This window comes from Rhodobacter ferrooxidans, assembly GCF_000176015.1.
Taxonomy (GTDB): domain Bacteria; phylum Pseudomonadota; class Alphaproteobacteria; order Rhodobacterales; family Rhodobacteraceae; genus Pseudorhodobacter_B; species Pseudorhodobacter_B ferrooxidans.
Genome location: NZ_ACYY01000017.1, coordinates 39,134 through 65,572, shown reverse-complemented (window position 1 = coordinate 65,572; position 26,439 = coordinate 39,134). Strand labels below are relative to the sequence as shown.

The 26,439-nt window shown below is 65.8% G+C and carries 25 protein-coding genes; 13 read left to right on the top strand and 12 right to left on the bottom strand.

Annotation, left to right across the window (positions count from 1 at the left end; genetic code table 11):
* Positions 1-199, bottom strand: a 199-nt coding sequence (locus tag RSW2DRAFT_RS12655; RefSeq protein ID WP_008031562.1) for a DUF167 domain-containing protein, incomplete at its 3' end; no start/stop codon positions are given.
* Positions 200-673, bottom strand: coding sequence for a lytic transglycosylase domain-containing protein (locus RSW2DRAFT_RS12650; protein ID WP_040672180.1), 474 nt, complete (start codon positions 671-673; stop codon positions 200-202).
* Positions 674-813: 140 nt separating this feature from the next.
* On the opposite strand from RSW2DRAFT_RS12650, the gene RSW2DRAFT_RS12645 reads away from it, so the two are divergent.
* Positions 814-1,401, top strand: coding sequence for a nitroreductase family protein (locus RSW2DRAFT_RS12645; RefSeq protein WP_008031558.1), 588 nt, complete (start codon positions 814-816; stop codon positions 1,399-1,401).
* On the top strand, positions 1,401-2,090 hold the full coding sequence (locus RSW2DRAFT_RS12640; protein WP_040672179.1) for an EI24 domain-containing protein: 690 nt from the start codon (positions 1,401-1,403) through the stop codon (positions 2,088-2,090). The genes RSW2DRAFT_RS12645 and RSW2DRAFT_RS12640 overlap by 1 nt, the downstream gene beginning before the upstream one ends.
* A 3-nt stretch (positions 2,091-2,093) precedes the next feature.
* Here RSW2DRAFT_RS12640 and mce read toward each other — a convergent pair whose 3' ends face one another.
* On the bottom strand, positions 2,094-2,498 hold the full coding sequence (gene mce, locus RSW2DRAFT_RS12635) for a methylmalonyl-CoA epimerase (RefSeq protein WP_008031555.1): 405 nt from the start codon (positions 2,496-2,498) through the stop codon (positions 2,094-2,096).
* A 168-nt stretch (positions 2,499-2,666) separates the two neighbouring features.
* Between mce and RSW2DRAFT_RS12630 the strand changes: the two genes are divergently transcribed.
* Positions 2,667-3,422 (top strand): response regulator, encoded by a 756-nt coding sequence (locus RSW2DRAFT_RS12630; RefSeq protein WP_008031553.1) that lies wholly within the window; start codon positions 2,667-2,669, stop codon positions 3,420-3,422.
* A gap of 230 nt (positions 3,423-3,652) precedes the next feature.
* Here the strand turns inward: RSW2DRAFT_RS12630 and RSW2DRAFT_RS12625 are convergent, their stop codons facing one another.
* From RSW2DRAFT_RS12625 to RSW2DRAFT_RS12610, 4 genes are all read right to left on the bottom strand, one after another.
* Positions 3,653-4,366, bottom strand: a complete 714-nt coding sequence (locus RSW2DRAFT_RS12625) for a GNAT family N-acetyltransferase (RefSeq protein ID WP_008031551.1) — start codon at positions 4,364-4,366, stop codon at positions 3,653-3,655.
* Positions 4,367-4,370: 4 nt separating this feature from the next.
* Positions 4,371-6,149, bottom strand: coding sequence for an aspartate--tRNA ligase (gene aspS / locus RSW2DRAFT_RS12620; RefSeq protein WP_008031550.1), 1,779 nt, complete (start codon positions 6,147-6,149; stop codon positions 4,371-4,373).
* 175 nt (positions 6,150-6,324) lie between these two features.
* Positions 6,325-6,960 carry an aminotransferase class IV family protein gene (locus RSW2DRAFT_RS12615; RefSeq protein WP_008031549.1) on the bottom strand — a complete coding sequence of 212 codons (636 nt, stop codon included), beginning with the start codon at positions 6,958-6,960 and terminating at the stop codon, positions 6,325-6,327.
* A complete protein-coding gene (locus RSW2DRAFT_RS12610; protein ID WP_008031548.1) occupies positions 6,921-8,057 on the bottom strand; it encodes an aminodeoxychorismate synthase component I in 1,137 nt (378 codons plus the stop codon). The genes RSW2DRAFT_RS12615 and RSW2DRAFT_RS12610 overlap by 40 nt, the downstream gene beginning before the upstream one ends.
* A 100-nt stretch (positions 8,058-8,157) precedes the next feature.
* Between RSW2DRAFT_RS12610 and RSW2DRAFT_RS12605 the strand changes: the two genes are divergently transcribed.
* The 4 genes from RSW2DRAFT_RS12605 (at position 8,158) to carB (ending at position 13,676) form a co-directional block, all read left to right on the top strand.
* Positions 8,158-9,306, top strand: a complete 1,149-nt coding sequence (locus RSW2DRAFT_RS12605; RefSeq protein WP_008031547.1) for a cytochrome b/b6 domain-containing protein — start codon at positions 8,158-8,160, stop codon at positions 9,304-9,306.
* A 24-nt stretch (positions 9,307-9,330) separates the two neighbouring features.
* Positions 9,331-9,681 carry a DUF1924 domain-containing protein gene (locus RSW2DRAFT_RS12600; protein WP_008031546.1) on the top strand — a complete coding sequence of 117 codons (351 nt, stop codon included), beginning with the start codon at positions 9,331-9,333 and terminating at the stop codon, positions 9,679-9,681.
* A 25-nt stretch (positions 9,682-9,706) separates the two neighbouring features.
* Positions 9,707-10,180, top strand: a complete 474-nt coding sequence (locus RSW2DRAFT_RS12595; protein ID WP_008031545.1) for a diheme cytochrome c — start codon at positions 9,707-9,709, stop codon at positions 10,178-10,180.
* Between the two features lie 166 nt (positions 10,181-10,346).
* Positions 10,347-13,676: a carbamoyl-phosphate synthase large subunit gene (gene carB, locus RSW2DRAFT_RS12590; protein WP_008031544.1), complete on the top strand. Its 3,330-nt coding sequence runs from the start codon at positions 10,347-10,349 to the stop codon at positions 13,674-13,676.
* 165 nt (positions 13,677-13,841) lie between these two features.
* Here the strand turns inward: carB and RSW2DRAFT_RS12585 are convergent, their stop codons facing one another.
* Positions 13,842-15,095, bottom strand: coding sequence for a PAS domain-containing protein (locus RSW2DRAFT_RS12585; RefSeq protein ID WP_008031543.1), 1,254 nt, complete (start codon positions 15,093-15,095; stop codon positions 13,842-13,844).
* Positions 15,096-15,613: 518 nt separating this feature from the next.
* Between RSW2DRAFT_RS12585 and RSW2DRAFT_RS12580 the strand changes: the two genes are divergently transcribed.
* Both RSW2DRAFT_RS12580 and RSW2DRAFT_RS12575 read left to right on the top strand, forming a co-directional pair.
* Positions 15,614-16,723, top strand: a complete 1,110-nt coding sequence (locus RSW2DRAFT_RS12580; protein WP_008031542.1) for an MraY family glycosyltransferase — start codon at positions 15,614-15,616, stop codon at positions 16,721-16,723.
* Positions 16,724-16,942: 219 nt separating this feature from the next.
* Positions 16,943-17,503, top strand: coding sequence for a hypothetical protein (locus tag RSW2DRAFT_RS12575; protein WP_008031540.1), 561 nt, complete (start codon positions 16,943-16,945; stop codon positions 17,501-17,503).
* 90 nt (positions 17,504-17,593) lie between these two features.
* Here RSW2DRAFT_RS12575 and RSW2DRAFT_RS12570 read toward each other — a convergent pair whose 3' ends face one another.
* The gene (locus RSW2DRAFT_RS12570) at positions 17,594-18,013 is read right to left on the bottom strand and encodes a hypothetical protein (RefSeq protein WP_008031537.1); all 420 of its coding nucleotides are present in this window, start codon (positions 18,011-18,013) and stop codon (positions 17,594-17,596) included.
* Between the two features lie 252 nt (positions 18,014-18,265).
* Between RSW2DRAFT_RS12570 and RSW2DRAFT_RS12565 the strand changes: the two genes are divergently transcribed.
* The 4 genes from RSW2DRAFT_RS12565 to RSW2DRAFT_RS12550 all read left to right on the top strand — a co-directional run bounded on the left by RSW2DRAFT_RS12565 (position 18,266) and on the right by RSW2DRAFT_RS12550 (position 23,635).
* On the top strand, positions 18,266-19,003 hold the full coding sequence (locus RSW2DRAFT_RS12565; protein ID WP_156790710.1) for a hypothetical protein: 738 nt from the start codon (positions 18,266-18,268) through the stop codon (positions 19,001-19,003).
* A gap of 1 nt (position 19,004) precedes the next feature.
* Positions 19,005-20,504, top strand: a complete 1,500-nt coding sequence (locus tag RSW2DRAFT_RS12560) for an O-antigen ligase family protein (protein WP_008031533.1) — start codon at positions 19,005-19,007, stop codon at positions 20,502-20,504.
* Positions 20,501-21,316 (top strand): metallophosphoesterase, encoded by an 816-nt coding sequence (locus tag RSW2DRAFT_RS12555; RefSeq protein ID WP_008031532.1) that lies wholly within the window; start codon positions 20,501-20,503, stop codon positions 21,314-21,316. Before RSW2DRAFT_RS12560 ends, RSW2DRAFT_RS12555 begins: the two co-directional genes overlap by 4 nt.
* A 126-nt stretch (positions 21,317-21,442) precedes the next feature.
* A complete protein-coding gene (locus RSW2DRAFT_RS12550) occupies positions 21,443-23,635 on the top strand; it encodes a Wzz/FepE/Etk N-terminal domain-containing protein (RefSeq protein WP_008031529.1) in 2,193 nt (730 codons plus the stop codon).
* A gap of 36 nt (positions 23,636-23,671) precedes the next feature.
* On the opposite strand, the gene rfbA is transcribed toward RSW2DRAFT_RS12550, so the two are convergent.
* From rfbA to rfbB, 3 genes are read right to left on the bottom strand one after another with little or no spacing between them, the layout of a single operon-like run.
* Positions 23,672-24,547, bottom strand: a complete 876-nt coding sequence (rfbA, locus tag RSW2DRAFT_RS12545; RefSeq protein WP_008031527.1) for a glucose-1-phosphate thymidylyltransferase RfbA — start codon at positions 24,545-24,547, stop codon at positions 23,672-23,674.
* On the bottom strand, positions 24,544-25,398 hold the full coding sequence (gene rfbD, locus RSW2DRAFT_RS12540) for a dTDP-4-dehydrorhamnose reductase (protein WP_008031525.1): 855 nt from the start codon (positions 25,396-25,398) through the stop codon (positions 24,544-24,546). Before rfbD ends, rfbA begins: the two co-directional genes overlap by 4 nt.
* Positions 25,395-26,435, bottom strand: coding sequence for a dTDP-glucose 4,6-dehydratase (gene rfbB, locus RSW2DRAFT_RS12535; RefSeq protein ID WP_008031522.1), 1,041 nt, complete (start codon positions 26,433-26,435; stop codon positions 25,395-25,397). The genes rfbD and rfbB overlap by 4 nt, the downstream gene beginning before the upstream one ends.
* Positions 26,436-26,439: the final 4 nt, after the last annotated feature.

The window sequence follows — 26,439 nt, the reverse complement described above, 5'->3', positions numbered from 1 at the left end:
GGGTCTTGGCAACGCCCAGCGCCTTGGCCAGCAGCGCCACCACTTCGCGGGTGGCCTTGCCGTCCTCGGGCACGCAGGTCACATAGACCCGGATCGCGCCTTCCTCGACCACCACGGCATTGCGCGAGGCTTTCGGCGTCACCCGCACTGCGAAATCGGCACCGGGCAGCGCCAGATGCGCAAGTTCATGCCGTGACATTCAGCTGCGCAGCCCGGTTTCCCGCAGCAACCCGCGCCGCTTGGCTTCGTAATAGTAGCCATTGGCATACCACTTCACCGCCCGGTCGCGGCTGCCGTCCGCCACCATCCAGGCCCCGCGCAGGTATTTCACGCCATATTTCAGGTTGGTCTCGGCATCCAGCAACCCCTCGGGCGCGCCGCGATAGCCCATGGTTCCAGCGGTCTGCGGCAGGATCTGCATCAGCCCGTAATAGGGGCCGTTGCGCGCCCCCGGAATGTGGCGACTTTCGCGGATCACGATACGCTGCACCAGATCGACAGGCACATCATAGTGCCGGGCGTAATGCTCGATCAGGCGGCGCAGTTCCGGCGTCTCGTTGGGGTAAAGATCGCCGCGCGAGGCCGGGGCATCGTCGCGGTGCCGCCGTCGGCCGCAGCCCGCCACAGCAACCAGCAACAGGCCAAGGGCGGCACGTCTTGAGAATTGCGACATCAGGCTTCTCCGTCTGAACGCCCCCTGATAGCGAACCCGCGCCCGCCGCGAAAGCCCCCCGCGCGCGGTTGCGCACAGCACCGCCACCTTGACCTTGCCCTGCTGGTCCAGCACACCGGGGGCAACCACAGGAGGCCTTCATGCCCGAACCGCTTGCCGCCAACCCCGCCGCCCTTGAGTTTCTGCTGACCCGCCGCTCGCGCCCGGCCAAGACGCTTGCCCTGCCGGTGCCCGACCGCGATCAGTTGACCCCGATCCTGACCGCCGCCGCCCGCAGCCCCGACCACGGCAAGCTGGAGCCCTGGCGCTTCATCGTGCTGGAACGCCCGGCGCTGCAGCGGCTGGCGGCCTTGGCGCAGACCCGTGCCGAGGCCCTGGGGCTGGACGAGAGTCAGGCCGGCAAAGGGGTGGGCCAGTTCGCGCAGGGCAATCTGGCGGTGGTGGTGGTCGCCAGCCCCAAACCCTCCGACAAGGTGCCGCAGACCGAGCAGCTGCTATCGGCAGGGGCCGTCAGTCTGGCGCTGCTGAACGCGGCCCTCGCCTCGGGCTGGGGGGCCTGCTGGCTGACCGGCTGGCCCGCGCATGACCGCGGCTTTGTAACCGAGGGCCTGGGCCTGGCGCCGCAGGAAACCGTGGCCGGTTTCATCCATATCGGCAGCGAGACCGCCGCCCCGCCCGACCGGCCGCGTCCCGACCTTGCCAGCCTGATCACCTGGGCCAGCGCATGATGCTGGCCGATTTCCTGCGCGCCCTGGCACAACTGGACGATGCGCGGTTCCGCCGGGTGGTGCTGGCTGGGCTGGGCCTCAGCCTTGCCCTGCTCGCCGCGATCTACGCGGTGTTCGTCGGCGGCATCCAGATGTTCTTTCCCGACACCCTGACCCTGCCCTGGTTCGGCCCGGTCAGCGGCTTTGATACCCTGCTGTCCTGGGGCTCGGCTCTGCTGGTGCTGGGCCTGTCGATCTTCATGATGATGCCGGTGGCCGCGATGTTCACCGGCTTCTTTCTGGAGGATGTGGTGCGCGCGGTCGAGGCGCGGCATTACCCCGGCCTGCCCGCGATCCCAAGGCCGCGCTTCACCGATGCGCTGATCGACAGCGCCGGGTTTTTCGGGGTGCTGGTGGGGATCAACCTGCTGGCGCTGCTGCTTTATCCCTTTGCCGGCCCCTTGGCGCCGCTGCTGTTCTGGGGGGTGAACGGCCTTCTGCTGGGCCGCGAGTATTTCACCCTTGTGGCCATGCGCCGCCTTGGCCGCAGCGGGGCGGCATCCTTGCGCCGCCGCCACTGGGTGCAGATATGGATTGCGGGCAGCCTGATGGCCGCGCCCTTGTCGGTGCCGCTGGTCAACCTGATCGTTCCGGTGCTGGGGGTGGCCACCTTCACCCACCTGTTCCAGCGACTGAACCGGGGCGGCTGAGGCCTAAACCTGTTCCAGTTCCACCAGACAGCCCTGAAAATCCTTGGGATGCAGGAACAGCACCGGCTTGCCATGCGCGCCGATCTTCGGTTCGCCAGTGCCCAGCACCCGCGCGCCTGCCGCCTTCAGCCGGTCGCGCGCCGCCAGAATATCCTCCACCTCATAGCAGATGTGGTGGATGCCCCCCGCCGGGTTCTTTTCCAGAAAGCCTGCGATCGGCGAGTTTTCCCCCAGCGGATACAGCAATTCGATCTTGGTGTTGGGCAGGGTGATGAACACCACCGTCACGCCATGCGCAGGCTCGTCCTGCGGCGCGCCGACCGAGGCACCCAAGGTGTCCGCATATTGCGCAATTGCCGCCGCCAGATCCGGCACCGCAATCGCCACATGGTTCAACCGTCCGATCATCGCGCGCTCCTTCATGCTGTTTCGCCGCATATGCGGGCGATCCGCCGGGCTTGGCAAGGTCTGCACCGCCGCAGCCGGGATTTTCACAGCGCGCAGCCCGGCGTTTACCTGACCTTAGGCAATTTGATGTTCCTCTTCCGACACGCCCTGCTGCCAACGGAGCCTGCCATGCCCCTGCCCCCCGGTCCTGACCTGCCACCGCTGTTCCTGCCGCCCTCGGCACTGGCCGATGACCCGCGCCGCACTCTGCCGCTGCACGGGCTGACCTTTCTGGTGGTCGAGGACAGCCGTTTTGCCTGCGACGCGCTGCGCCTGTTTTGCCAACGCTCGGGCGCGCGTTTGCGGCGAACCGAGACCCTGCGCGCGGCGCGGGCACATCTGAAGGTCTATCGCCCCGAAGTGCTGATCGTCGATCTTGGCCTGCCCGATGGCCGCGGCGAGGCGCTGATCCGCGAGGCGGCGCTGCGGATGCCGCGCATCCCGGTGATTCTGGGCACCAGCGGCGATCCGGGCGGACGCGCTGCCTGCCTGTCCGCCGGGGCCGCAGGCTTTCTGGAAAAACCACTGGAAAGCCTGGCGGCGTTTCAGCGCGCGGTGCTGCGGCATCTGCCCGACCGCGCCGAACTGGCCAACCTGCCCGGCCTTGCCGACGATTGCCCCGCCCCCGACCCGCTGGCGCTGCATGACGATCTGGCCCGCGCCGCCAACCTGCTGGCCGCCAATCTGCAAAGTCCCGGACCCGACCCGAAAACCGCGCAGTATCTGGCAGGTTTTGTCAGCGGCCTTGCCCGCTCTGCACATGACACAGCACTTGAACAGGCGGCCAGTCGCTGGCGTGACCCGCAGGGCCTGCAAACCCTTGCAGGTCTTGTGAGCGCCAAACTCGCCCAACGCCCCGCCGCCCTGATCGCTCCCAGCGGCTGACCCCACCGCCCCCGTGGCTTCACCTTTGCCGAAATATCCCCGCCGGAGGCGCCAGCCTTTACGACAAACACCGCCGCCAGAAATGCCCGAACAAAGCCCGACCAAGGCCAGCCCTTCGCATTCTTCTCTGCGAAAATATCCCCGCCGGAGGCACCGGCCCCGCAGCCATCGCCGCTGCCAGCCAACCGCAGCCTGCATCCGGGCCACAACCCCTGCCGCAAGCCCGAACCCTACTGATCCGGGTCCGACCCCGCCCGCACCAACCCGGTCAGATCGCCCAGCCGTTCGCGTTGCCGCCCCGCCGCATCGAAATTGGCGGGCGAAAGCCAGGCCTGATAGGCCTCGCGCAACCCCGGCCATTCGGCATCAATCACCGCAAACCAGGCGGTATCGCGGTTGCGGCCCTTGACGATGGTGGCCTGGCGGAAAATCCCCTCATACGAGAATCCAAGCCGCTGCGCCGCCCGCCGCGAGGGCAAATTCAACGCGTCGCATTTCCACTCATAGCGCCGATAGCCCGCCTCGAACGCCCATTGCATCATCAGAAACATCGCCTCGGTCGCGGCAATGCTGCGCTGCATCTCGGGGGCCAGACAGATATGCCCGACCTCGATGCTGCCCGCCTCCGGCGTGATGCGCAGGTAGCTGGCCACCCCCGCCACATGGCCCGTGGCCAGATCGCGCAGCGCATGAAATACCGGGTCCGGCCCGGTTGCTGTATCCTTCACCCAGCGGTGATAGGCCGAGGCGGAACTGAACGGCCCGTAAGGCAGATAGTCCCAGATCGCGTCATCCGCCCGAAACGCGCGGTGCAGATCGGCGGCATGGGCATCGGCGTCCAGCTTTTCCAGCCGCACATGCCGCCCCTGCAACGGCCCGCCGTCGGGGCGCTTTGGCACCACGAACCCCGGCACCGCCGCGCCAAACCGCTTTTCCCCGGCCATTACGTCAGTCCTTCGCCACCACCCGCAACGACAACTCGCGCAACTGCGCACTCAGCGGCTCGGAAGGCGCCCCCATCAGCAGGTCTTCGGCGCGCTGGTTCATCGGGAACATGATCACCTCGCGGATGTTGGCCTCGTCGGCCAGCAGCATCACGATACGGTCGATCCCGGCGGCACAACCGCCGTGCGGCGGCGCGCCATAGCGGAAGGCCTTGACCATGCCGCCAAAGCGTTTCTCCACCTCCGACGCCGGATAACCCGCCAGTTCAAACGCCTTGAACATGATCTCGGGCTTGTGGTTGCGGATGCCGCCCGAGATCAACTCATAGCCGTTGCAGGCCAGATCATATTGATAAGCATAGACTTCCAACGGATCGCCCATCAGCGCCTCAAGCCCGCCCTGCGGCATCGAGAACGGGTTGTGGCTGAAGTCGATCTTGCCCTCGTCGGTTTTCTCATACATCGGGAAATCGACGATCCAGGCAAATTTGAAGCAGTTTTCCTCGGTCAACCCGAGTTCCCGCCCGATCTCGTTGCGCGCCCGCCCCGCGACGGCTTCGAATTGCTCCGGCTTGCCACCAAGGAAGAACGCGGCATCGCCCAGGCCAAGGCCAAGCTGCTGCCGGATCGCCTCCGTCCGCTCCGGCCCGATGTTCTTGGCCAGCGGCCCTGCGGCTTCCATACCCGAGCCATCCTCGGCATTGCGCCACAGGATATACCCCATCCCCGGCAGCCCTTCCTTCTGGGCAAAGGCGTTCATCCGGTCGCAGAACTTGCGGCTGCCCCCGGTCGGTGCCGGAATCGCCCGCACCTCGGTGCCGTCGTTCTCCAGCAGCTTGGCGAAGATCGCAAAGCCCGAGCCGCGGAAATGCTCGCTCACGTCCTGCATGCGGATCGGGTTGCGCAGGTCGGGTTTGTCGCTGCCATACCATTTCAAACTGTCGCGATAGGCGATCAGCGGCCAGTCGGCATAGACGGTTTTGTCGGGAGCGAACTCCTCGAAAATCCCCTGCACCACCGGCTGCACGGCGGCGAACACATCGGCCTGCTCGACGAAACTCATCTCCAGATCAAGCTGGTAGAAGTCGGTGGGCGAGCGGTCGGCGCGCGGGTCTTCGTCGCGGAAGCAGGGGGCGATCTGGAAATAGCGGTCGAACCCCGCCACCATGATCAACTGCTTGAACTGCTGCGGCGCCTGCGGCAGGGCGTAGAACTTGCCCGGATGCAGCCGGCTCGGCACCAGAAAGTCGCGCGCGCCTTCGGGGCTGGAGGCGGTGATGATCGGGGTCTGGAACTCGGTAAAGCCCTGATCCCACATCCGCTGCCGCATCGAGCGCACCACGTTGGAACGCAGCATCATGTTGCCATGCAGCTTGTCGCGCCGCAGGTCGAGGAAGCGGTAGGTCAGCCGGGTTTCCTCGGGGTAATCGACCTCGCCGAACACCGGCATCGGCAATTCATCCGCCGCCCCCAGCACGGTGAAGGCTTTCGCATAAACCTCGATCTCGCCGGTCGGCAGCTTCGGGTTCACCAGCGACGCATCCCGCCCCTTCACCACCCCGTCGATGCGGATCACCCATTCGGCCCGCACCGTGTTCAGCCCGGCAAAGGCGGCACTGTCGGCATCGGCGATCACCTGGGTGATGCCGTAATGGTCGCGCAGGTCGATGAACAGCACCCCGCCATGGTCGCGCACCCGATGCACCCAGCCGGAAAGCCGGACATCCTGGCCGACATGACTGCTGTTCAGACCGGCACAAGTATGGCTGCGATAGGCGTGCATCACGCTCCCCTTCCCGAGGCTTCAATTCCGTTGGCGCCGATACACCCCGGCCAAGACGCGAAGTCAAGGCCGCGCCCGGTGCGTGGTGCTTCATCTGTTCTCAAATATCCCCCGCGGAGCTCCTGCGCTGGCGGCGGGTGCCTCCGGCGGGGATATTTGAGAACAGATGAAAGCCTCAGCCGAGCCATTTGGCGGCGCTCAGCCCGCGCAGGGAGTTGCCGACCCAGAGTTTGACCGATGACAGGTCTTGCACCATCAGCACCGCCTCGCGGGCCTGGCCGGTTTGCAGCAGTTCTTCGCGCAGGACGCCCGGCAGCAGGCCGCAGCTTTGCGGCGGGGTGCAGAGGCCCTGGCCTGCGTCGAAGAAGATGGTGGTGATGCTGCCGTCGCAAACCTCGTCGCGTTCGTTCAGCAGGATCACCTCGTCCAGCCCGGCAGGCAATGCTGCACGGGCGGCGTCATAAGCCAGGCGGTGGCTGGATTTCAGCCGCAGCCAGGGGTCGGAGGCGGTCAGGCGCTGCGGGGCAAGGCCGATCTTCCACAGCGGCAGCGCAGCGGGTAGCGCGCTGGCGGTGACCGTGATCTGTCCGGTGGCATCGAGGGTCAGGCGCATCCGGGCGGGGGGATCGGGTGCCGCCGATTGCAGGGCCAGGCGGGCGGCATCCGGGTCGCAGGTCCAGCCCAGCAGCGCCGCCGAGCGCGCCAGCCGTGCCAGATGCCGGTCCAACCGGGGAAAGCCCGCGCCGTCCCAGCCCAGCGTCTCGATCAGCGTCAGCCCCGGCTCAGGCCTTGGGCAAATCGGGCTTTCCACAGCGCCTCCTCCCATTCCCCATCGGCGGTGCTGTCGTAGACCACGCCGCCGCCGACGTTCAGCACCACCCGGCCATCCGAAAACAGCCGCAGCGTGCGGATTGCCACGTTGAACGCCGCCTGCCCGTCCGGCGCCATCCAGCCGATCGCCCCACAATAGACCCCGCGCGGATGCGGTTCCACCTCGCGGATGATCTGCATCGCCCTGATCTTCGGCGCCCCGGTAATCGACCCGCACGGCAACAGCGCCGCCATCAGCCCGGCCAGCCCCGGCGCACCCGCCAGTTGCCCCACCACCAGCGAGGCCATCTGGTGCAGCGTTGCATAGCTTTCGATGGCGAACAGTTCCGGCACCCGCACCGAGCCTATCTGCGAAATCCGCGCGATGTCGTTGCGCAACAGGTCCACGATCATCAGGTTTTCCGCCCGGGTCTTTTCGGATCGGAAAAGCTCCTCGGCCAGTTCGGCGTCCACCACCGGATCGGCATTGCGCGGGGCGGTGCCTTTCATCGGCCGGGCGGAAATCCGGCCCGCAGCATCGACCGCAAAGAACAACTCCGGGCTGCGCGAGATCACCACCGGCCCGGCGCCAAGATCGCAGAACGCGCCGTGCCGCACCGCCTGCCGCGCCCGCAAGGCGCCGTAAAGCCCAAGTGCGCTGCCCGACAGCCGGGTGCTGATCGGAAAGGTCAGGTTGACCTGATAGCAATCGCCCGCCGCGATATACCCCGCCACGCGCGCGAAGGCCGCCGCATAGTCGCTGCGGCTGATCAGCGGCTGCAAGGCCGCCAGCCGCACCCCCCCGGCTTGCGCCTGCGCCTGGGCCAGCACGTCGGTGGCCGCCTGCGGCGCGTCGAAGATGCCGAAGGCCAAGAGCGGCCCGTCGCGGCCCTCGGGCAGCAGCGCCGTCAGCTTGGGTTCCAGAGCATAGCCCGCCTCATATGTCGCATAACCGGCGATCCAGTGCCCCGCCGCCCGCGCTTCATCCAGCCGCGCAAGGGCCGGGGCGACCTGATCCGCCGTATCGGCCAGCACCACGTCGCGCGGGCTGGCGAACAGCACAGGGCTACCGTCGGGGCCATTCTCGCACAGGATCACGCGCCGTCTCTCCCTTGCCGTTCCGGGCCAATTTGCCGCACCCCGCCGCGCCCGGTTGGGTGTTCAGCTTGGCGTAAGGTTCGCGCCCCCTGAATGGGCCATGAACTCAAAAGCCGCAACCCGTTCCAATGATGTCACCGCCACCATCCGGGTCTGGGATCCGCTGGTGCGTCTGCTGCACTGGAGCTTTGTCGCCGCCGTGGCCTTTGCCGCGCTGACCGGTCTGGTGCTGGGTAGCCGCTGGATCACGCCGCATGTGGTGGTAGGCACGGCGCTGGGGGCGCTGCTGCTGATCCGGTTGATCTGGGGTGTAACCGGCAGCGCCACCGCGCGGTTTGCCAGTTTCATCGTCGGGCCTGCAGCGCTGCGCGAGCATGTGGCCGAGTTGCGCGCCGGCCATGCCGGGCGGCATCTGGGGCATAACCCCTTGGGCGGCTACATGATTCTGGCGCTGCTGGCGGTGATGGCCGCGGTTGTGGTCAGCGGCGGGCTGCTGCTGGGCGGGGTGTTCAAAGCGGGGCCGGCCAAGGCGCTGATCAGCTTTGATGCCGCAATGCCGATGCGCGAGTTGCACGAGATCGCCGCTTACGGCCTGTTGGCGCTGGTGGTGCTGCATGTGGCGGGGGCGGTGTTCGAAAGCCTGCGCACACGCGAGAATCTGGTGCGCGCCATGGTCACTGGCCGCAAGGAAAAGGGCGATGCCGAATTGCACGGGTCCGGCACGCCGCGCCCGGTGCTGACGCTGCTGCTGGTGACGCTGTTTGTCGGCGGCATCGGCTGGCTGGGGGCCAGTGCCATGCAGCGCCCGATCCCGAATCCGCCGGTGCAGATGGCAGGCACGACCTATGCCGCGGCCTGCGTCGATTGCCACATGCTCTATCACCCCAGCCTGCTGCCCGCCGCAAGCTGGCAAGGCCTGATGACCACGCTGGACGATCACTTTGGCGAGGATGCCAGCCTCGATCCGGCAACGGTGGACGAAATCACCGCCTGGCTGGTGGCAAATGCCGCCGAGACCGTCGATACCAAGCCCGCGCACATGTTTGCCGCCGTCAACCCCGACAGCCCGGCCGAGATCACCAGCACCAGCCGCTGGCAGCGCATCCATGACGATCTGCCCGAGGCGCTGTTCAAATCCGCCGCCGTGAAAAGCCGCGCCAATTGCGCCGCCTGCCACACCGACGCCGCCAGCGGCTGGTTCTACCCCGCGGCCATCGACGTGCCGCACGAGGCCGCCGCCCAACCCTGATCCACTGCAAAAGGAAGCTTGCCGATGTCCCGCATCACCCTGACCACCGCCGTTGTTGTTGCGCTTGGCCTGCTGGCGCCCTCGCTGGCTGCCGCCGATGCCGCCGCGGGCAAGGCGTTCTGGATGGCCAACCACTCTGGCGGCAAGCCCGACACGCCGTCCTGCACCACCTGCCACACCAACGACCCCACCAAGGCCGGGCAGACCCGCGCCGGCAAGGCCATCGACCCGATGGCGGTTTCGGTGCAGCCCGACCGCTTTACCGACCCGGCCAAGGTGGAAAAATGGTTCGGCCGCAACTGCAATTCGGTGCTGGGCCGCGACTGCACCGCCACCGAAAAGGCCGATGTGCTGGAGTATCTGAAGTCGATCTGAACCAATAAACGGGAGGTATTTCTTGATGTCACGACTGATCCTGGCGCTGGCCGCCACCAGTGCCTTGCTGTTCGCCCCGGCGGTATTCGCTGACAATGACGAAGGCGAGGGTGGCGAAGGCGGCGGCTGGGGCGCGGTGCAACATGCCGCCACCCAGGCCGAATGTTCGGGCTGCCACATGGTGTTTCCGCCGCAACTGCTGCCGCCGGAATCCTGGAACGCCATCATGGGCGATCTGAAAAACCACTTCGGCGAAGATGCGACCGTTGAGGCTGCCACCGCCGAATCGATCCGCGGCTATCTGGTGGCCAACGCCATGCAGATGCCCGGCGTCGATGCCGCCAACCCACCGCTGCGCATCACCGAAATGCGCTGGTTCACCCATGAACATGGCAAGCGCCTGCTGGCCAAGGCCGAAGCCAACCCGAAGATCGGCAGCCTCTCGAACTGCGTGGCCTGCCACCGCGGTGCCGCGAGCGGCATGTTTGACGACGACTGAGTTCACGACGCGCGTCCCTTGCGCACCACCTTGCCGCCGGTCGCGCCCTTGTGCCGACCGGCGGTTTTTTTCTGCCGCAAGCCTCGGCTGGGGATAAGCCGCTTAAGACTTGCGCCGCCCCGGCAGGTGTCTATAACCCAGCGGAATTTGCGCATTGGGGGCCGATATGCCAAAAAGAACCGACATCAAATCCATCATGATCATCGGTGCCGGCCCCATCATCATCGGTCAGGCCTGCGAGTTTGACTATTCCGGCGCCCAGGCCTGCAAGGCGCTGCGCGAAGAAGGCTACCGGGTGATCCTGGTCAACTCCAACCCCGCCACCATCATGACCGATCCGGGGCTGGCCGACGCTACCTATATCGAGCCGATCACCCCCGAAGTTGTCGCCAAGATCATCGAGAAGGAACGCCCCGACGCGCTGCTGCCCACCATGGGCGGCCAGACCGGGTTGAACACCGCGCTGGCGCTGGCCGACATGGGCGTGCTGGACAAGTTCGGCGTGGAGCTGATCGGTGCCAAGCGCGCCGCCATCGAAATGGCCGAGGATCGCAAGCTGTTCCGCGAGGCGATGGACCGTATCGGCCTTGAAAACCCCAAGGCCACCATCATCGCCTGCCCGAAACTGCCGTCGGGCAAATACGACATCAACGCCGGGATCGCCGCGGCGATGGAGGCCATCGAATACGTCGGCCTGCCCGCGATCATCCGCCCGGCCTTCACGCTTGGCGGCACCGGCGGCGGTGTGGCCTACAACCGCGACGATTACGAGGCCATCGTGCGCTCGGGTCTGGAAGCCTCGCCGATGGCGCAGGTTCTGATCGACGAATCGCTGCTGGGCTGGAAAGAATTCGAGATGGAGGTGGTGCGTGACACCGCCGACAACGCAATCATCATCTGCGCCATCGAAAACGTCGATCCGATGGGCGTGCATACCGGCGACAGCATCACCGTCGCCCCGGCGCTGACCCTGACCGACAAGGAATACCAGATCATGCGCAACGGCAGTATCGCCGTGCTGCGCGAGATCGGCGTGGAAACCGGCGGCTCCAACGTGCAATGGGCGATCAACCCGGCGGATGGCCGCATGGTGGTGATCGAGATGAACCCGCGGGTCAGCCGGTCCTCGGCGCTGGCGTCGAAAGCCACCGGCTTTCCCATCGCCAAGGTCGCGGCCAAGCTGGCAGTCGGCTATACGCTGGACGAGCTGGACAACGACATCACCAAGGTCACCCCGGCCAGTTTCGAGCCGTCGATCGACTATGTGGTGACCAAGATCCCGCGTTTCGCCTTCGAGAAATTCCCCGGGTCGGAGAACAACCTGACCACGGCGATGAAATCGGTGGGCGAGGTGATGGCCATCGGCCGCACCATCCACGAATCGATGCAGAAGGCGCTTGCCAGCCTTGAAACCGGCCTGACCGGATTTGACGAGATTGCCATCGACGGTGCCCCCGACCGTGCCGCCATCACCCATGCGCTGTCGAAAGCCACGCCCGACCGGCTGCGGGTGATTGCCCAGGCCATGCGCCATGGTCTGTCGAACGACGAGATCAACGCCATCACCGCCTTTGATCCGTGGTTTCTGGCCCGCATCCGCGAGATCATCGACATCGAGGCCGAGGTGCGCGAGCGCGGCCTGCCGCTGACCGCCGATGGCATCCGGCGGCTGAAGATGTATGGCTTTACCGACGCAAGGCTGGCGAAACTGACCGGGCGTGACGAAGCGCAAGTCCGCCGTGCCCGCCGCAACCTGGGCGTCAAGGCGGTATTCAAGCGCATCGACACCTGTGCCGCCGAGTTCGAGGCCCAGACCCCCTACATGTATTCCACCTACGAAAGCCCGGTGATGGGCGAGGTGGAATGTGAAGCCCGGCCTTCGAAGGCCAAAAAGGTGGTGATCCTTGGCGGCGGCCCCAACCGCATCGGTCAGGGCATCGAATTCGACTATTGCTGCTGCCACGCCTGCTATGCGCTGACCGCGGCGGGCTATGAAACCATCATGGTCAACTGCAACCCCGAGACGGTTTCCACCGACTATGACACCTCGGACCGCCTCTATTTCGAGCCGCTGACGCTGGAGCATGTGCTGGAGATCCTGCGGGTCGAACAGGAAAACGGCACGCTGCACGGGGTGATCGTGCAGTTCGGCGGCCAGACGCCGCTGAAGCTGGCGCAGGCGCTGGCCAACGAGGGCATCCCGATCCTCGGCACCACCCCCGATGCGATTGATCTGGCCGAGGACCGCGAGCGGTTTCAGGGCCTTCTGCAATCGCTGGGGCTGAAACAGCCGCACAACGGCACCGCCCGCTCGCGCGACGAGGCCTTTGCCGTGGCCGCCGACGTGGGCTACCCGCTGGTGATCCGCCCCAGCTTTGTGCTGGGCGGCCGGGCGATGGAGATCGTGCGCGACGATGCCCAGTTGGAGCGGTATATCCGCACCGCGGTGCAGGTGTCGGGCGACAGCCCGGTGCTGCTGGACAGCTATCTTTCCGGCGCCATCGAGGTGGATGTCGATGCGCTGTGCGATGGCCATGCCGTGCATGTGGCGGGAATCATGGAACATATCGAAGAGGCCGGGGTGCATTCGGGCGATTCCGCCTGCTGCCTGCCGCCGCATTCCCTCAGCCCCGAAACCATCGCCGATCTGAAACGCCAGACCGTGCAGATGGCCCGTGCGCTGCATGTGGTGGGCCTGATGAACGTGCAATTCGCCATCAAGGACGGGGTGATCTATGTGCTGGAGGTCAACCCCCGCGCCTCGCGCACCGTGCCGTTTGTCGCCAAGGCCACCGATTCTGCCATCGCCTCGATCGCCGCGCGGCTGATGGCGGGCGAGCCGTTGTCGAATTTCCCCGAACGTGCCGCCTATGCGCAGGGCGTCGGCCCCGACAGCCCGCTGCCGCTGGCCGACCCCAACACCCTCGCGGACCCGATCACACCGTGGTTCTCGGTCAAGGAGGCGGTGCTGCCGTTTGCCCGCTTCCCCGGCGTCGATCCGGTGCTGGGGCCGGAAATGCGCTCCACCGGCGAGGTGATGGGCTGGGACCGCACCTTCGCGCTGGCCTTCCTGAAGGCGCAGATGGGGGCCGGGACCATTCTGCCGGAAACCGGACGGGTGTTCCTGTCGGTCAAGGACATGGACAAGACCTTGCCCCTGGAAGCCGCCGCCCGCGATCTGGTGGCAATGGGGTTCGAGATCGTCGCCACCCGCGGCACCGCCGCCTGGCTGACCTCGGTCGGCATCGCAGCCACCTCGGTCGCCAAGGTCTATGAGGGGCGGCCGAACATCGTGGACCGGCTGAAGAACAACGACATCGCCCTGGTGATGAACACCACCGAGGGCACGCAAGCCGTGTCCGACAGCCGCGACATCCGCCGCGTGGCGCTGATGGACAAGATCCCCTATTTCACCACGGCCGCGGCGAGCATTGCCGCGGTGGCCGCGATGAAGGCCCGGGGCGAGGGGTATGGGGTGCGGACGCTGCAGGGGTGAGAGACGGCGGCGCACCTGGCGCCGCGAAAACGCGCCAGTGGCGCGTTTTCAGTCCCGAACGCCCGCGAACGCTTTCGCGGGCCGGGCGGGCCGGGCACTTGCCGGGGCCACAGGCTGTGAAATGCGCCGCCTTATCCTGACGCTTTCGGCACGGGTTACCGCCGATCAGGCCGCGCGGCCAGCAAAGCGCGCAGCACCGATGCGGATTTGACCGGACAGTGCGGCGATGGCGTCCAGCCGCCCGCGGATATCGGCGTGAAAGCGGTCAAGCTGATCTATGGTGGTGGCCAGACTGGTTCCGCCCGCCATCAACCGCCCACATTCCACCTTGCCCATCACGCGAATGGCATCCAGGCCCATGATGACGCGTTTCAGGCTGACGCTGCTGCGCGCCAGATCGTCGGCCACCCGCACCGCCTCGGTCAGGCCGGCGCGGGCATGGACGGCACATTCGACCTCCATTCTCTGCAACGCAGCCATTTCGGCCGCGACATCATTCGGCCCCTGCGGTTCGGTTTCGCGTTGATACTGCTGCACCAGTTCGGATTGCACCAACGCACAACCGGTCAGGAACACGCTGTCGGTCACGACCTGGGCCATGCGGTCGCACAGGTTGCCTTTTTCGCCCGCAAAGGCCCGCAATTGCGTGAGAATTTCACCCGATGCGACCTTGTAGTTATCGGCAATGGCGCTGATCGGGCCACCGGCAGGCTCCAGCCGACCGGCGACGATGCGGATGTTGGTCTGCACCGATTGCAGGCTTTCGAATACGCCGGTCAGGGCGGTCTGCTCGCCTGCTGCGGCGACCAGACTTTGGCTGACGCCATGCAGAAGCTGCAACTGATCGCCGCACGCACCACCGCTGGCCGCGTCGCGGGCGGCCAGTTCCTGCGCCAGCGCCCGCGCCATGAAATCGCCATAGCCGGAAAATCCCAGTTCGGTCAGTCGGGCCAACAGCCCATTGGCGCTGGCCTCGGGGCTGAGGCTCTCGGCCTGTTCGCGGCTGCGCAACGCGGCATATTCGGCCTTGATCAGCGCGAACAGCGGCCCCGAGGGCTTGATGCGCACCGAAAGATAGCCGTCCTGCAATGGCAGAACCACCGCGAATACCCAGTAATGGCGGCCATCGCGCGCCAGGTTCTTGACATAGGCCCCCACCGGCTGCCCGGATTTGATGGTCTGCCACAGCAGCCAGAACACGGCGCGGGGCATGTCGGGATGGCGGATGATCTTGTGCGGCGCCCCGATCAGACCCGGCCAGTCATGCCCCGAAACCCGGCGGAACAACGCGTTCCCCGCCCGGATCACCCCACGACCATCGGTGCGGGAATAGAAAATCTCGTGCAGCGCAAAGGGGCTTTCGCCCGGTTCCGTGATACTGACGCGGGCGGCAGAATTCGTCGTCTTGATGGTCGTCACGATCCCGGGTCACTCCACAGTTGTCGCGGGTCAGGCTAGCAGCCACTGGTTTCCGAAATCTTTCCCTGTTCCCTGCTGCAAACAGAAGAATTGTCGCAGGCCGCGCCACAGGCCCTGCCTGTTCCCCCCGGGGAGGCAGGCAAGCGGGTTGCCTGTCTGGCCCGTTGCAGGGGTGCAGTTCTGAAAACTCCGCAGAGAGCGCGACACCGCCTTCGGGCTTGAAGGGAAAGCGGACGCGGTTGATTTGGTCCCGCGCACCGGTGGCAATGGCCCTTGTGGCCCAAAGTCAAAGCTTCTGGGCTTGCCGGATTTTTAACGTTTCGTTAACTTATATTAATTTCCGCGCGCCACGCGTTAACAAATGACCACATCCAGAGGTAGATTTATATCGAAAACGCGCCATGCAGACAATATATCCCTAAGGATGAGTTTGTGGCGTTGACAAACTATTAGGGTTGATTAGACCTTATCGAGGGCGCTTTTCAGTGCCATCGACATTCTGAAGAAGCGGGTAGAATATGGCCTCGCAGTTGTTTTTGACCGGCCTTGTGCCGTTCCTGGTCTCGCTTCTCGCCTGTATCGCAATTGTCCTGACGCAACGCCACCACGGCCATCTGACCACCGACGGGCAGGGTGGGGTGCAAAAGCTACATTCCCGTCCGACCCCAAGGGTAGGTGGCGTCGGCATCGCGCTGGCGGCTGGAACTGGCGGGCTTTTGCTGGCACCCGAGGCGCAAGCGCTGTGGTGGCCGATCTGCCTGACGGTGATCCCGGCCTTTGCTGCCGGCCTGATCGAAGACGTCACAAAACGCGTCTCGGCCCGCGAACGGCTGATTGCCACGGTGCTTTCCGGGCTGCTGTTCGTGTTGTGGACGGGTTACAGCATCTCGGGCGTCGATCTGCCCTGGATAGATTCGGTACTGCAATTCGGCCTTGTCGCCACGGTGTTCACGGCGGTGGCAATCGGCGGAATTGCCAATGCGATCAACATCATAGATGGCGTTAATGGCCTATCCTCCGGGACAGTGATGATCTGTCTGGGCGTGTTGGGGTATATTGCTTTCGCGCAAGGCGACATGGCGTTGGTGGCCTGCATCGTGCTGTGCATTGCCGCAGTGGCCGGTTTCTTCCTGGTGAATTTTCCGTTTGGAAGGCTGTTCCTCGGCGATGCCGGGGCCTATTCGCTGGGCTTTCTGCTGGCGGTCTTTGCCGTGGCGCTGCCGCAGCGCAATCCCGAGGTTTCGCCGCTCATCGGGCTGATCGTGCTGATCTATCCGGTCACGGAAACCCTGGTATCGGTCTGGCGCCGCATGGTGCGCGTGGGCAGCCATCCGGGCCGACCGGACCGACTGCACCTGCACTCTCTGGTGTTTCGCTCGCAGGCGCGCGTGGCTGCGCGCAGGCTGGGGTTGCCGGGGTTGCGCAATGCCATGGCGGCGGTGCTGGTTTTTTCCATGCCGCTTTTGTCGGGGTTCTTTGCGCTGCTGTCTTATCGCGACCCGCTGTTGATCCTGGCCGGCATTGCCATGGCCGTGCTGGCCTATCTGACCTTCTATCGCCGCGTGGCGTTGCTGGAGCCGACGCTGACCGACCGCTTTCTGCGCGGCCTGAAGCCGCAGAACGTCTAGGCGGCGCACCCACGCCAGCAGGTGTCTGATGTCCGCAATCGGCGGCGATCTGGCCGGGGGCCGGAGCAGCCCGGATTCATTTTAGTCAAGCGCCGCAATTCCGCCACGGTGCACTAACCTGCCATTAGCCCTGCCCGACCTACCCTGAGCCATCGACGACAAGGGGTGTCGCATCGAGCCGCGCAGAACGCGCCGTCGTTCATGCCAAGGGTGGGTCCAATGACATTGCTGGTTCTGAAACAGGCGCTTGGGGCGCTTGCGTCTTCTGTTGTTCTGAAAACAAGGCAGCCCGCAGGCTTGCCGGTCCGCCTTGGGCGGCGGATTGCGGCGCAATTGATGGGTGCTGTGATCGCAGCGGGGGTTGGCGGCATCGCCCTGGCCCCGCAGCCGGTGCAGGCGGCACAAAAGCCCCGGCTGGTGATTACCCATGACCTGGGTGGCGTGCTGGAGGCGCGGATGGCAGAGCTGGCGGCGCTGCAACGCTCTGGTCAACCGGTTGAAATCCGGGGACAATGTTCGTCGTCCTGCACCCTTTATCTGGGGCTGCCGCAAACCTGCGTGCAACGCTCGGCCACTTTGGGGTTCCACGGGCCGCAGTCGGACATTTACGGGCTTGCTTTGCCGCCTGCCGAATTCGAACACTGGTCCAACGTGATGGCCAGCCACTACCCGCCGATGCTGCGCCGGTGGTTCATGGCCGAAGCCCGCAACGTGACGGTCGGCATCTACCAGATCTCGGGGTCCGAGGCGATCCGGCTTGGTGCGCGCGAATGTAGCTGACCGCGGTGGTCGTGATCTGACAGGCCACCAGAAACAGCAAAGCCGGACCTTGGAAAGGCCCGGCTTCTGCCATTGCGCAGCGCCCCGAGGTCAGGCGCCGCTGACCGGTTCCAGCTGCTGGGCGACAGCCGTCGGGTTGGGAATGTCGCCTGCGGCCACATTGCTGGCCAGCGCCTGCAGCGCGGCTGCCTGCGCCGGATCGCTGGAGGCTGCGGCGACCGTCTCAAGCCCTGCGGCCACGGCGGCCAATATCTCGGGTGTCGGGGCCGCCCGCGCGGCATCGAGCGCCGCATTGGCCACGGCGGCCAACTGCGAGTTCAACTGATCGGCAGGCAGGCCGGCCGCCTGCAACGCCGCGACGATTTGCGCGATCACCGAAAGGCAACTGGCACCCTGCCCCGAACAGGCCGCAGCAATGGCACCCGCATCGAATAGCGCCGTCTGGGCATAAGCTGCGGGACCAGCAACAGTTGAAAGGCACAATGCGGTGCCCAGAAGGAATTTTTTCATGACCGACCTCTCGCTTCAAACAAGCCTGCAAACTATACACTTGGTTGACAGACAAAGAAAGCCGCAACCTTGGGGCGATTGATGAAAACCCCGCCAAAGGCCGGAAGCCTGCGCCATTTCTGCACAAGGCAGCGCGCCAATCAATGCCAATCAATGATTGACTTGAAATAGGGCGCAAAGACGGGCAGTGCTGAAATCCGGTGCCGCATGAAAACGGACGGTCCGGCACCTTCCATTCGAAGGGCAGTTCTCTTGCGTGCAATGCTTCTGATCCTGTCGCTTGTTGTCACGGCCGCATCGGCCTTTGGGGTGAGGCGCGAGTATGGTGGCGCGATCTTTGCCATAGCCGGCGCCGCCCCCAACGTGACCGCTCTGGCCCAGACGGCGGCCGAACGGTTGCCGGTGCCGCTGCCGCTGACCTGGAGCGGGCAGAAGGCGCTGCTGGCGACCTGCGTCGAAATGCAGGTGTCGCTGTTGCTGGCGTTGCAGGCGGGCCCGGCGCGCAGCGGGGTGCATCGCGCCTGTGACGCGCTGGCGCAGGACAGCTTACAGATGTCACCGACCTTCGGCATGGCCCACCTTGTGGCGGCGCAGGCAGCATCCGCGCGCGGGGACGCCGTGGCGCGGGATGCGGCACTGGTGCAGGGACAGGCCTTCGCCCCGACCGAAGGCTGGCAGGCACTGCGGCGGATCGAGCTTGGGCTTTCTGGCCGTTCAGACCTTGGCCGTTCAGACCTTGGCGCACCTGACCTTGGCCCGCCAGACCTTGATCCAACCGCGCAGGCCGCACTGGCGCGCGATCTGCGCTTTGTGCTGGCAACCGACTGGGGCAGCCTGCCGGTCGCCAGACTCTACGCGGCATCAGTCCGCCGCCCGCCGCTGATCGAGGCGGCGCTGCGCGACCTGCCCGGTTCGGCGCAAGCGGCGTTTCTGGACCATTTGCGGCGATTGGCGAAACCGGCACCTTCGGCCATGACAGGAGAGCCCTGACATGGCGACAGCGAACCCGGACCTCGCGGCGGGCCACAAGGCGGAAACCGGCGCGGCGCTGGCGCAACAGGGCGAAGGCCGGCTGCGGGTTCGGCAGTCCTCTGGGGTTGTCAGGCCGTTTTCCCGGCTGAACGACCGGCTGGCCGTTGTTCTGGTGGCCATCGTGTTGCTGGCCCCATTGCCGCTGGCCTCCAACCGCCCGGTGTGGTGGATGATCTGGGGGCTGGTGATCGGCCCGGTGGCGGCCTGGTATTTCTGGGCAGGCCACCGCATTGCCGCCGACCGACCCTTGCGGGCCAGAAATCACCGCTTGATCCTGGCGCTGTTGCTGCCCGTGCCGGTTTTTGCCGTGTTGCAGGCCCTGCCGATCGCGGGCCTGTTGCCCCAGGCATGGCGCGCCCTGCCCGATGGGGCGGCCACGCTGCTGGCAAGCCCGCTGCAAACGCTGTCGCTGGCCCCCGGCTCCAGCCTGATCGGCGCTGTGCGGGCGGTGATTTCGGGGCTGTTCTTCGTGCTGATGCTGGAGGTTGCCAGTCAACCCGATCGCATCCGCCGCATCAGCTTTGCGCTGTTTCTGGGGGTCGCTGCGCATGCGGTGCTGGGGCTGGTGCTGCTGAACTTCATGGGCGACACCAGCCTTTGGGGCAAGAAGCTGTTCAGCCCCGGCGCGGCCACCGGCGGTTTTGTGAACCGCAATTCCTTTGCCATATTCCTGGGGTTCGGCCTGTGCCTGGGCACTGCCCTGCTGATGGAGCGGCGCGGCCGCCCGCGTCTGCGCCACAGCCGAAGACAGCCGCTGCTGAACGCCGAAAGCCTGGAAAGCGCGGCACTTTGGCTGCTGGTCGGGATCATCCTGCTGGCGCTGGTGGCCACGCAATCGCGGCTGGGCCTGCTGGCCAGCCTGACCGGGGCGATCTTCACCTTCGGCGTCATGCAGGCACGCCGCACCTTGCGCCGCAGGCGGCTGATCGTGCAGACGGCCGTGCTGTGCGGGGCAGCGGCCGTGGCGGCCTTTGGCCTGGCAGGCACCGGCGTGTTGCAGCGGATGGTGTATCTGGAAGGCGCCAGTGGCACCCGGCTGGATATCTACCGCCAGATGCTGGGGATGATCGCCACAAGGCCGCTGACCGGCTTTGGCTGGGACGCCTTTGCCCCGGCCTTCGAGATGTTCCGCGCCCCGCCGCTGGTCAACCTGTCCGAGATCAATCTGGGCCACAACACCTACCTGACGCTGTGGGCCGAGATGGGGGTGCTGGTCGGCAGCCTGCCCTTGCTGGCGCTGCTGGTCGCCGGGCGGGCCTGCCTGAGCAACTTTCGCCGCCGCACCAGCCTGATCGCGCAGCCGGTGGCAGCACTTGGCGTGCTGATCACCGCGGGGCTTCATTCGCTGGGTGATTTCAGTCTGGAGATTTCGGCCAACCTGTTCCTGTTTCTGGCGATTCTGGCGCTTGGCATGGCGCGTCACCGGGGCGAGACCGGCGCAGCAGAGGATACCCGATGACAGCCGCAGCCCTGCGGTCCTGGCTGAACGCGGTGCTTGGCCGTGGCGGGCAGGCACATGCCCGTGGCGATACCGTGGCGCTGGCGGCGCTGGATGCCGGGGGTCGGCCGGTTTATGCGGTGGGTGACGTGCATGGATGCGCCGGGCTTTACCGCCGCCTTGAACAGCGGCTGTTGCAGGATGCCCAGGGCTTTGGCGGCCCGGCGGTGATCGTGCTTCTGGGCGATGTCATTGATCGAGGCGACAATGCTGCCGCGCTGCTGGACCATCTGACCATGCCGCCGCCCGCGGGCCTGACCCGGATCTGCCTGAAGGGCAACCACGAAGACATGATGCTGGCCTTTCTGGACAAACCGAAAAGGTATCAACGCTGGCTGGAGTTCGGCGGCTTTGAAACGCTGCTGTCCTACGGGCTGTCTCTGGGGCCGGCCGAGATGGCAAGCCTGTCAGAGCGGCGGCTTGTGCAGGCGCTGGCGGCGCATATCCCGCAAGCCCATCTTGATTTCCTGGCGAACCTGCAACCCGGGCTGACCTTTGGCCGCTATGCTCTGGTGCATGCGGCGCTTGACCGCACCGCCGGGCCAGAGCGGCAGCCGCTGGAAACCCTGCTTTGGGGGCGCATGGACGACCACGCAGCAGGCAACGCCGATGGCCGAACGGTGGTGCATGGCCATGTCATCGTTGCGGCACCGCAGGTCGGCACCGACAGGATCGCTGTCGATACCGGGGCTTACCTGACCGGCGTGCTCAGCGCCGTGCGGTTGCTGGAAGGCACCGACCCGGTGGTGATCCAGTCCACACTTTGGGATTGAACGCAGGGGCGTTGCGTTCAGCTTTGGCGATAAGATTCTTTGCGCTGTCCCGATATGCTGCTAAGACCCCAGAGGGTGCAACGCATTGGGTTTCGCCCGGTTTTTCAAGGCGTCGAGGAGTTGCCGTTGCAGCCGGATGAAATTGACCTGCGCGAGAACATTGCAATTCTGCGGCGTCAAAGGCGGTTGATCGGCATCACCGTTCTGGTGGTGGTGTTGGCCACATTGGCCTATCTGCTGACGGCAACGCCCAAGTATCAGGCCACGGTGCTGATCCAGATCGACACCGGCAATTCCAACCTGCTGGACACCAGCAATTCCGACGGCATGCAAAGTGCCGCGATCAACACCAAGGTGGACAGCGAGGTTGAAATCCTGAACTCGTCAGCCACGGCGCTGGCGGTGATCGAACGGGTGGGGCTGGTCAGCGACCCGGAATTCGGCCCGCAACTGGGGTTGCGCGAAAAGATCGGTCTGGCACTGGGGCTGGACCTGTCGTCGGCCCGGCTGCGGCAGATCGTCGGGCTTGCCCCCAGCACCCAGGACGAGGGCGAGGCGCTGGCCAGTGCCACCCTGCGTGCCTTCCAGACCGCGCTGGATGCGCGCCGCCGGGCGCTGACCAATCTGGTGGCGGTGTCGGTCACCTCCGAAGACCCCAAGCGCGCCGCCAGCCTGGCCAACGCGACGGCGCAGGTCTATATCCAGCGCCAGGTGGCGGCCAAGATCAACAGCTCGGTTGCGGCGCGCGACGTTCTCAGCCGTCAGCTTGCCACGGCACAGACCGAACTTGCGGCCTCGGAAGAGCGGCTGAACGGCTTCATCGAAAGCAATCTGGCGCGGCTGGAGGCCGAAAGCGGCAACGCCGATGTGGCGGCGATGCGCCACAACCTTGAAACGGCACAGGCGGCGCAAAGGTCGGCTCTTGGCACGCTGGAAACTTTGCAGGGCGCGATCAGCCAGGGCGACTGGAACGCCGTGTCCAGCAGTCTGGGCGATGCCGCCCTGGCGGAGCTGGCCAAACAGCGCGCCGATCTGGCCTTGCAGTTGCAAGAGGCGGCGGCAGGTTCGGCCACCGAGGTGGATTTGCGCGCGGCCTTGTCGAAGATTGATTCCGATCTGGCCAGCCAATCCAATGTCGCGCTGGCCGGTCTGCGCAGCGAGGTTGGCAAGTATGGCGACCAGGCGACAACCGCCCGCGATGCGTTGCGCGAAACCCTGATGACCTCGGATCTGTCATCGACCGTGCTGGCCGAGTTGTTCGATCTGCAGCAAAGCGCCAGCGTGGCGCGCAACCAGTACCAGCAATTCCTGGCGCGGGTGCAGGATTTCGGCGCGCTGGCCAATATCCAGATCGCCGATGCACGGGTGGTTTCGGAAGCCCTGCCCCCCTTTGATGCCACCTGGCCCAAGAAAAAGCTGCTGCTGGTGCTGGCTTTGGCTGGTGGCATCTGCCTGGGAACCGCGCTGGCCTTTCTGAACGAGTATTTCATCGGTGGCATCACCTCGGCGGGCCAGTTGCGCAACGTGTTGCAAGCCAAGGTGCCGGTGTCGGTACCAAGCCTGCCGCAATCGGCTGAAAAGGCAGTGTTTTCCGATCTGATCGTTGGGGCGCCATTGTCGCCCTATTCCGAAACCTTCCGCAAGCTGCGCTCGACCCTCGACCTTGCCTTGTGCGATCTGGACGCGACGCGTGGCCCAAATGCCGAACCGGGCGGCAAGATCATCCTGGTGTGCTCGGCGCTGCCGGCGGAAGGCAAATCGACCACGGCGCTGTCGCTGGCGCGCACCTATGCCGTGGCCGGTTGCGAAACGCTGCTGATTGATGCCGACCTGCGCAAACCGGCGATCCAGACCTATCTGGGCGTGGCCACCGACGTCGGCCTGGTGGATCTGTTGCGCGCCACCGAGACCAATCCCGCCGCGCCGATCGTTCCGGTCTATGACCCGTTCAGCCCGCTGCTGGTTGTCACCGCCGGGGGGCGCAGCACAGAGCCGACCGATCAGTTGTTCAACAGTCGGCCGTTCAAGCAGGTGTTGACGGCCGCCCGCAACGGGTTCGACATCATCATTCTGGATTCGCCGCCACTTCTGCCGATTGTCGATACCCGCTATCTGGCCCGGTTTGCCGATGTGGTGGTGCAGGTGGTGCGCCACGGCACCACCACCCAGAGCGAAGTGCGCGAGGCCGCCCAGCAGATCCGCGAAACCATGGCGCCGGATGTGGAACTGATCGGGGTTCTCAGCCATGAAAAGGTGGTCAAGGGCAAGCGCGGCTATTACAGCGGCAAATACGGTTCTTACTACGGGTCGGATGCCTGACGACCTTGGCGCGCACGGGTTGCCTTCGAAGGCTGCCTAGTCGTTCGCAATGCCGTCCAGATACTGGCCATAGGCGTTCTTGGCGAAAATCCGGGCGCGTTCGGCCAGTTCGGCGGCGGTGATCCAGCCGTTGCGGAAGGCGATCTCGTCGGGGCTGCCGATTTCCAGCCCCTGCCGCTGCACCAGCGTGCGCACGAAATTGCCGGCGTCCAGCAGGCTGCCATGGGTGCCGGTGTCCAGCCAGGCAAAGCCGCGGCCCAGTTGCTTGACCTCCAGCCGACCCTCGTCAAGATAGCTTTCCAGCAGGCTGACGATCTCCAGTTCCCCGCGCGCCGAGGGTTCGACCTTGCGCGCCCGCGCCGGGGCCTCGCCATCCAGAAAATAAAGCCCGGTCACCGCGTAATGCGACGGCGGCACTGCGGGCTTTTCGATGATGGCGCGCACCCGGCCCGTGGCGTCGAAATCCACCACGCCATAGCGTTCGGGGTCGGATACCCGGTAGCCGAACACCGTGCCGCCAGCGGGCTTGGCATCGGCTTCGGCCAGCAGTTCCGGCAGGCCATGGCCGAAAAAGATGTTGTCGCCCAGCACCATGGCCGAGGGCGATCCGTCCAGGAAATCCTCTGCCAGAATATAGGCTTGCGCCAGACCATCGGGCGAGGGTTGCACGATATAGGTCAGCCGCAGCCCCCATTGGCCACCGTCGCCCAGCAGCCGCTGGAACTGCGTCTGATCCTCGGGCGTGGTGATCACCGCGATGTCGCGGATGCCCGCCAGCATCAGCACGCTAAGGGAATAATACACCATCGGCTTGTCATAGACCGGCAAAAGCTGCTTCGAAACACCCAGCGTGATCGGGTAAAGCCGGGTGCCCGACCCCCCTGCCAGAATGATGCCCTTGCGTGCGGTCATGCCAGAACCTCCAACTCTTTCAATACGTCGCGCAGGCCTTCGCGCCAGTCGGGGCGCGGCAGGCCAAAGGTGGTTTCGGTCGATGTGCAATCCAGCCGCGAGTTCAGCGGCCGTGCGGCGGGGGTGGGAAAGGCCGAGGTCGAGATATCCTCGACCGCGACCGCAAGCCTTGCCTGCGCAAACACCTCGCGGGCGAAACCGGCCCAGGTGGTGTCGGGGGCGCCCGCGAAATGGTAGACCCCGGTCTTGGCCGGATCATCCCGCAATGTCTGCGCAAGGGTCAGGCAGGCCCGGGCGATGGCGGCGGCGGGGGTCGGGCCGCCGTGCTGGTCGGCCACCACGGTCAGCCGGTCGCGGGTTTGCGCCAGCCGCAGCATGGTCTTCACGAAATTCGTGCCATGGGCGGAAAACACCCACGAGGTGCGCAATACCGCATGCACGGCACCACTTGCCCGCACCCCGGCCTCGCCCACCAGCTTGCTATGGCCATAGTGGTTTACCGGCCCGGTGGGGTCGGTGGGCCGGAAGGGCTGCACGCCAGAGCCGTCGAACACATAGTCGGTGGAGATATGCACGAAGGGCACGCCAAGGGCGGCGCAGGCCTCGGCCATGGCTGCGGGAGATTGCCCGTTGATCAACAGGGCCTCGCTACGCTCGGTCTCGGCCCGGTCCACCGCGGTATAGGCGGCGGCGTTGATCACGGCCTCGGGCGCTGCCGCGCGCAGGATGGCGCCCAGGGTTTCGGGGTGCGCAAGATCAGCCGCGTCGCGGCCCAGATACCGCGCCTGCGGTGCCAGCCGCTGCAATTCCCGCGCCACCTGACCGGTCTGGCCGAACACCAGCAGCCTCATGCGCCGACCCCCAGCCGCTGACCGACGCCTGACCGCGCCTGCAAGGCCTGCCACCAGCCCGGGTTGTCCAGATACCAACGCACGGTGCGCCGCAGCCCCTGTTCCAGCGTCACCGAGGGCCGCCAGCCCAGTTCGTTGCGGATGCGGCTTGGGTCGATGGCATAGCGCGCATCATGCCCCGGACGGTCGGTCACAAAGCGGATCAGCCGGTCGTGCGGCGCGCCTGCGGGGTGCATCTCGTCCAGCAGGGAGCAGATCATCCGCACCAGATCAATGTTGCGGGCCTCGTTCTCGCCGCCGATGTTGTAGCTGCGCCCCAGCGCGCCGCGTTCCAGCACGCACAGCAGTGCATCGGCGTGATCTTCGACAAACAGCCAGTCGCGCACGTTCTCGCCGCGCCCGTAAACCGGGATCGGCTTGCCCGCCAGCGCGTTCAGGATCACCACCGGAATCAGCTTCTCGGGAAAGTGGAAGGGGCCGTAATTGTTGGAACAATTGGTCAGAACCACCGGCAGGCCGTAGGTCTCGGACCAGGCGCGCACCAGATGGTCGGAAGCGGCCTTGCTGGCCGCATAGGGGCTGTTGGGCGCATAGGGCGTGTCTTCGGTGAACTGGCCGGTCGGCCCCAGCGTGCCGAACACCTCGTCGGTCGAGATGTGGTGAAAGCGAAACCCGGCGGGCCGCCCGGCAGCGGTCCAGAACGCCCGCGCCGCCTCCAGCAGCGTGTAGGTGCCGGTGATGTTGGTCGAGATGAAATCCCCCGGCCCGTCGATGCTGCGGTCAACATGGCTTTCGGCGGCCAGATGCATCACCGCATCCGGGCGGTGCCGGGCGAACACCGCGTCCAGCGCCGCGCGGTCGCGGATATCGGCCTGCTCGAAGCTGTAGAGGTTCGACCCCGCCACGCTGGCCACGTTGTCCAGACAGGCGGCATAGGTCAGCGCATCCAGATTGATCACCGCATGGCCACGCGCCACCGCCAGCCGCACCACGGCCGATCCGATAAACCCGGCGCCGCCGGTGACGAGGATCTTCATGGCC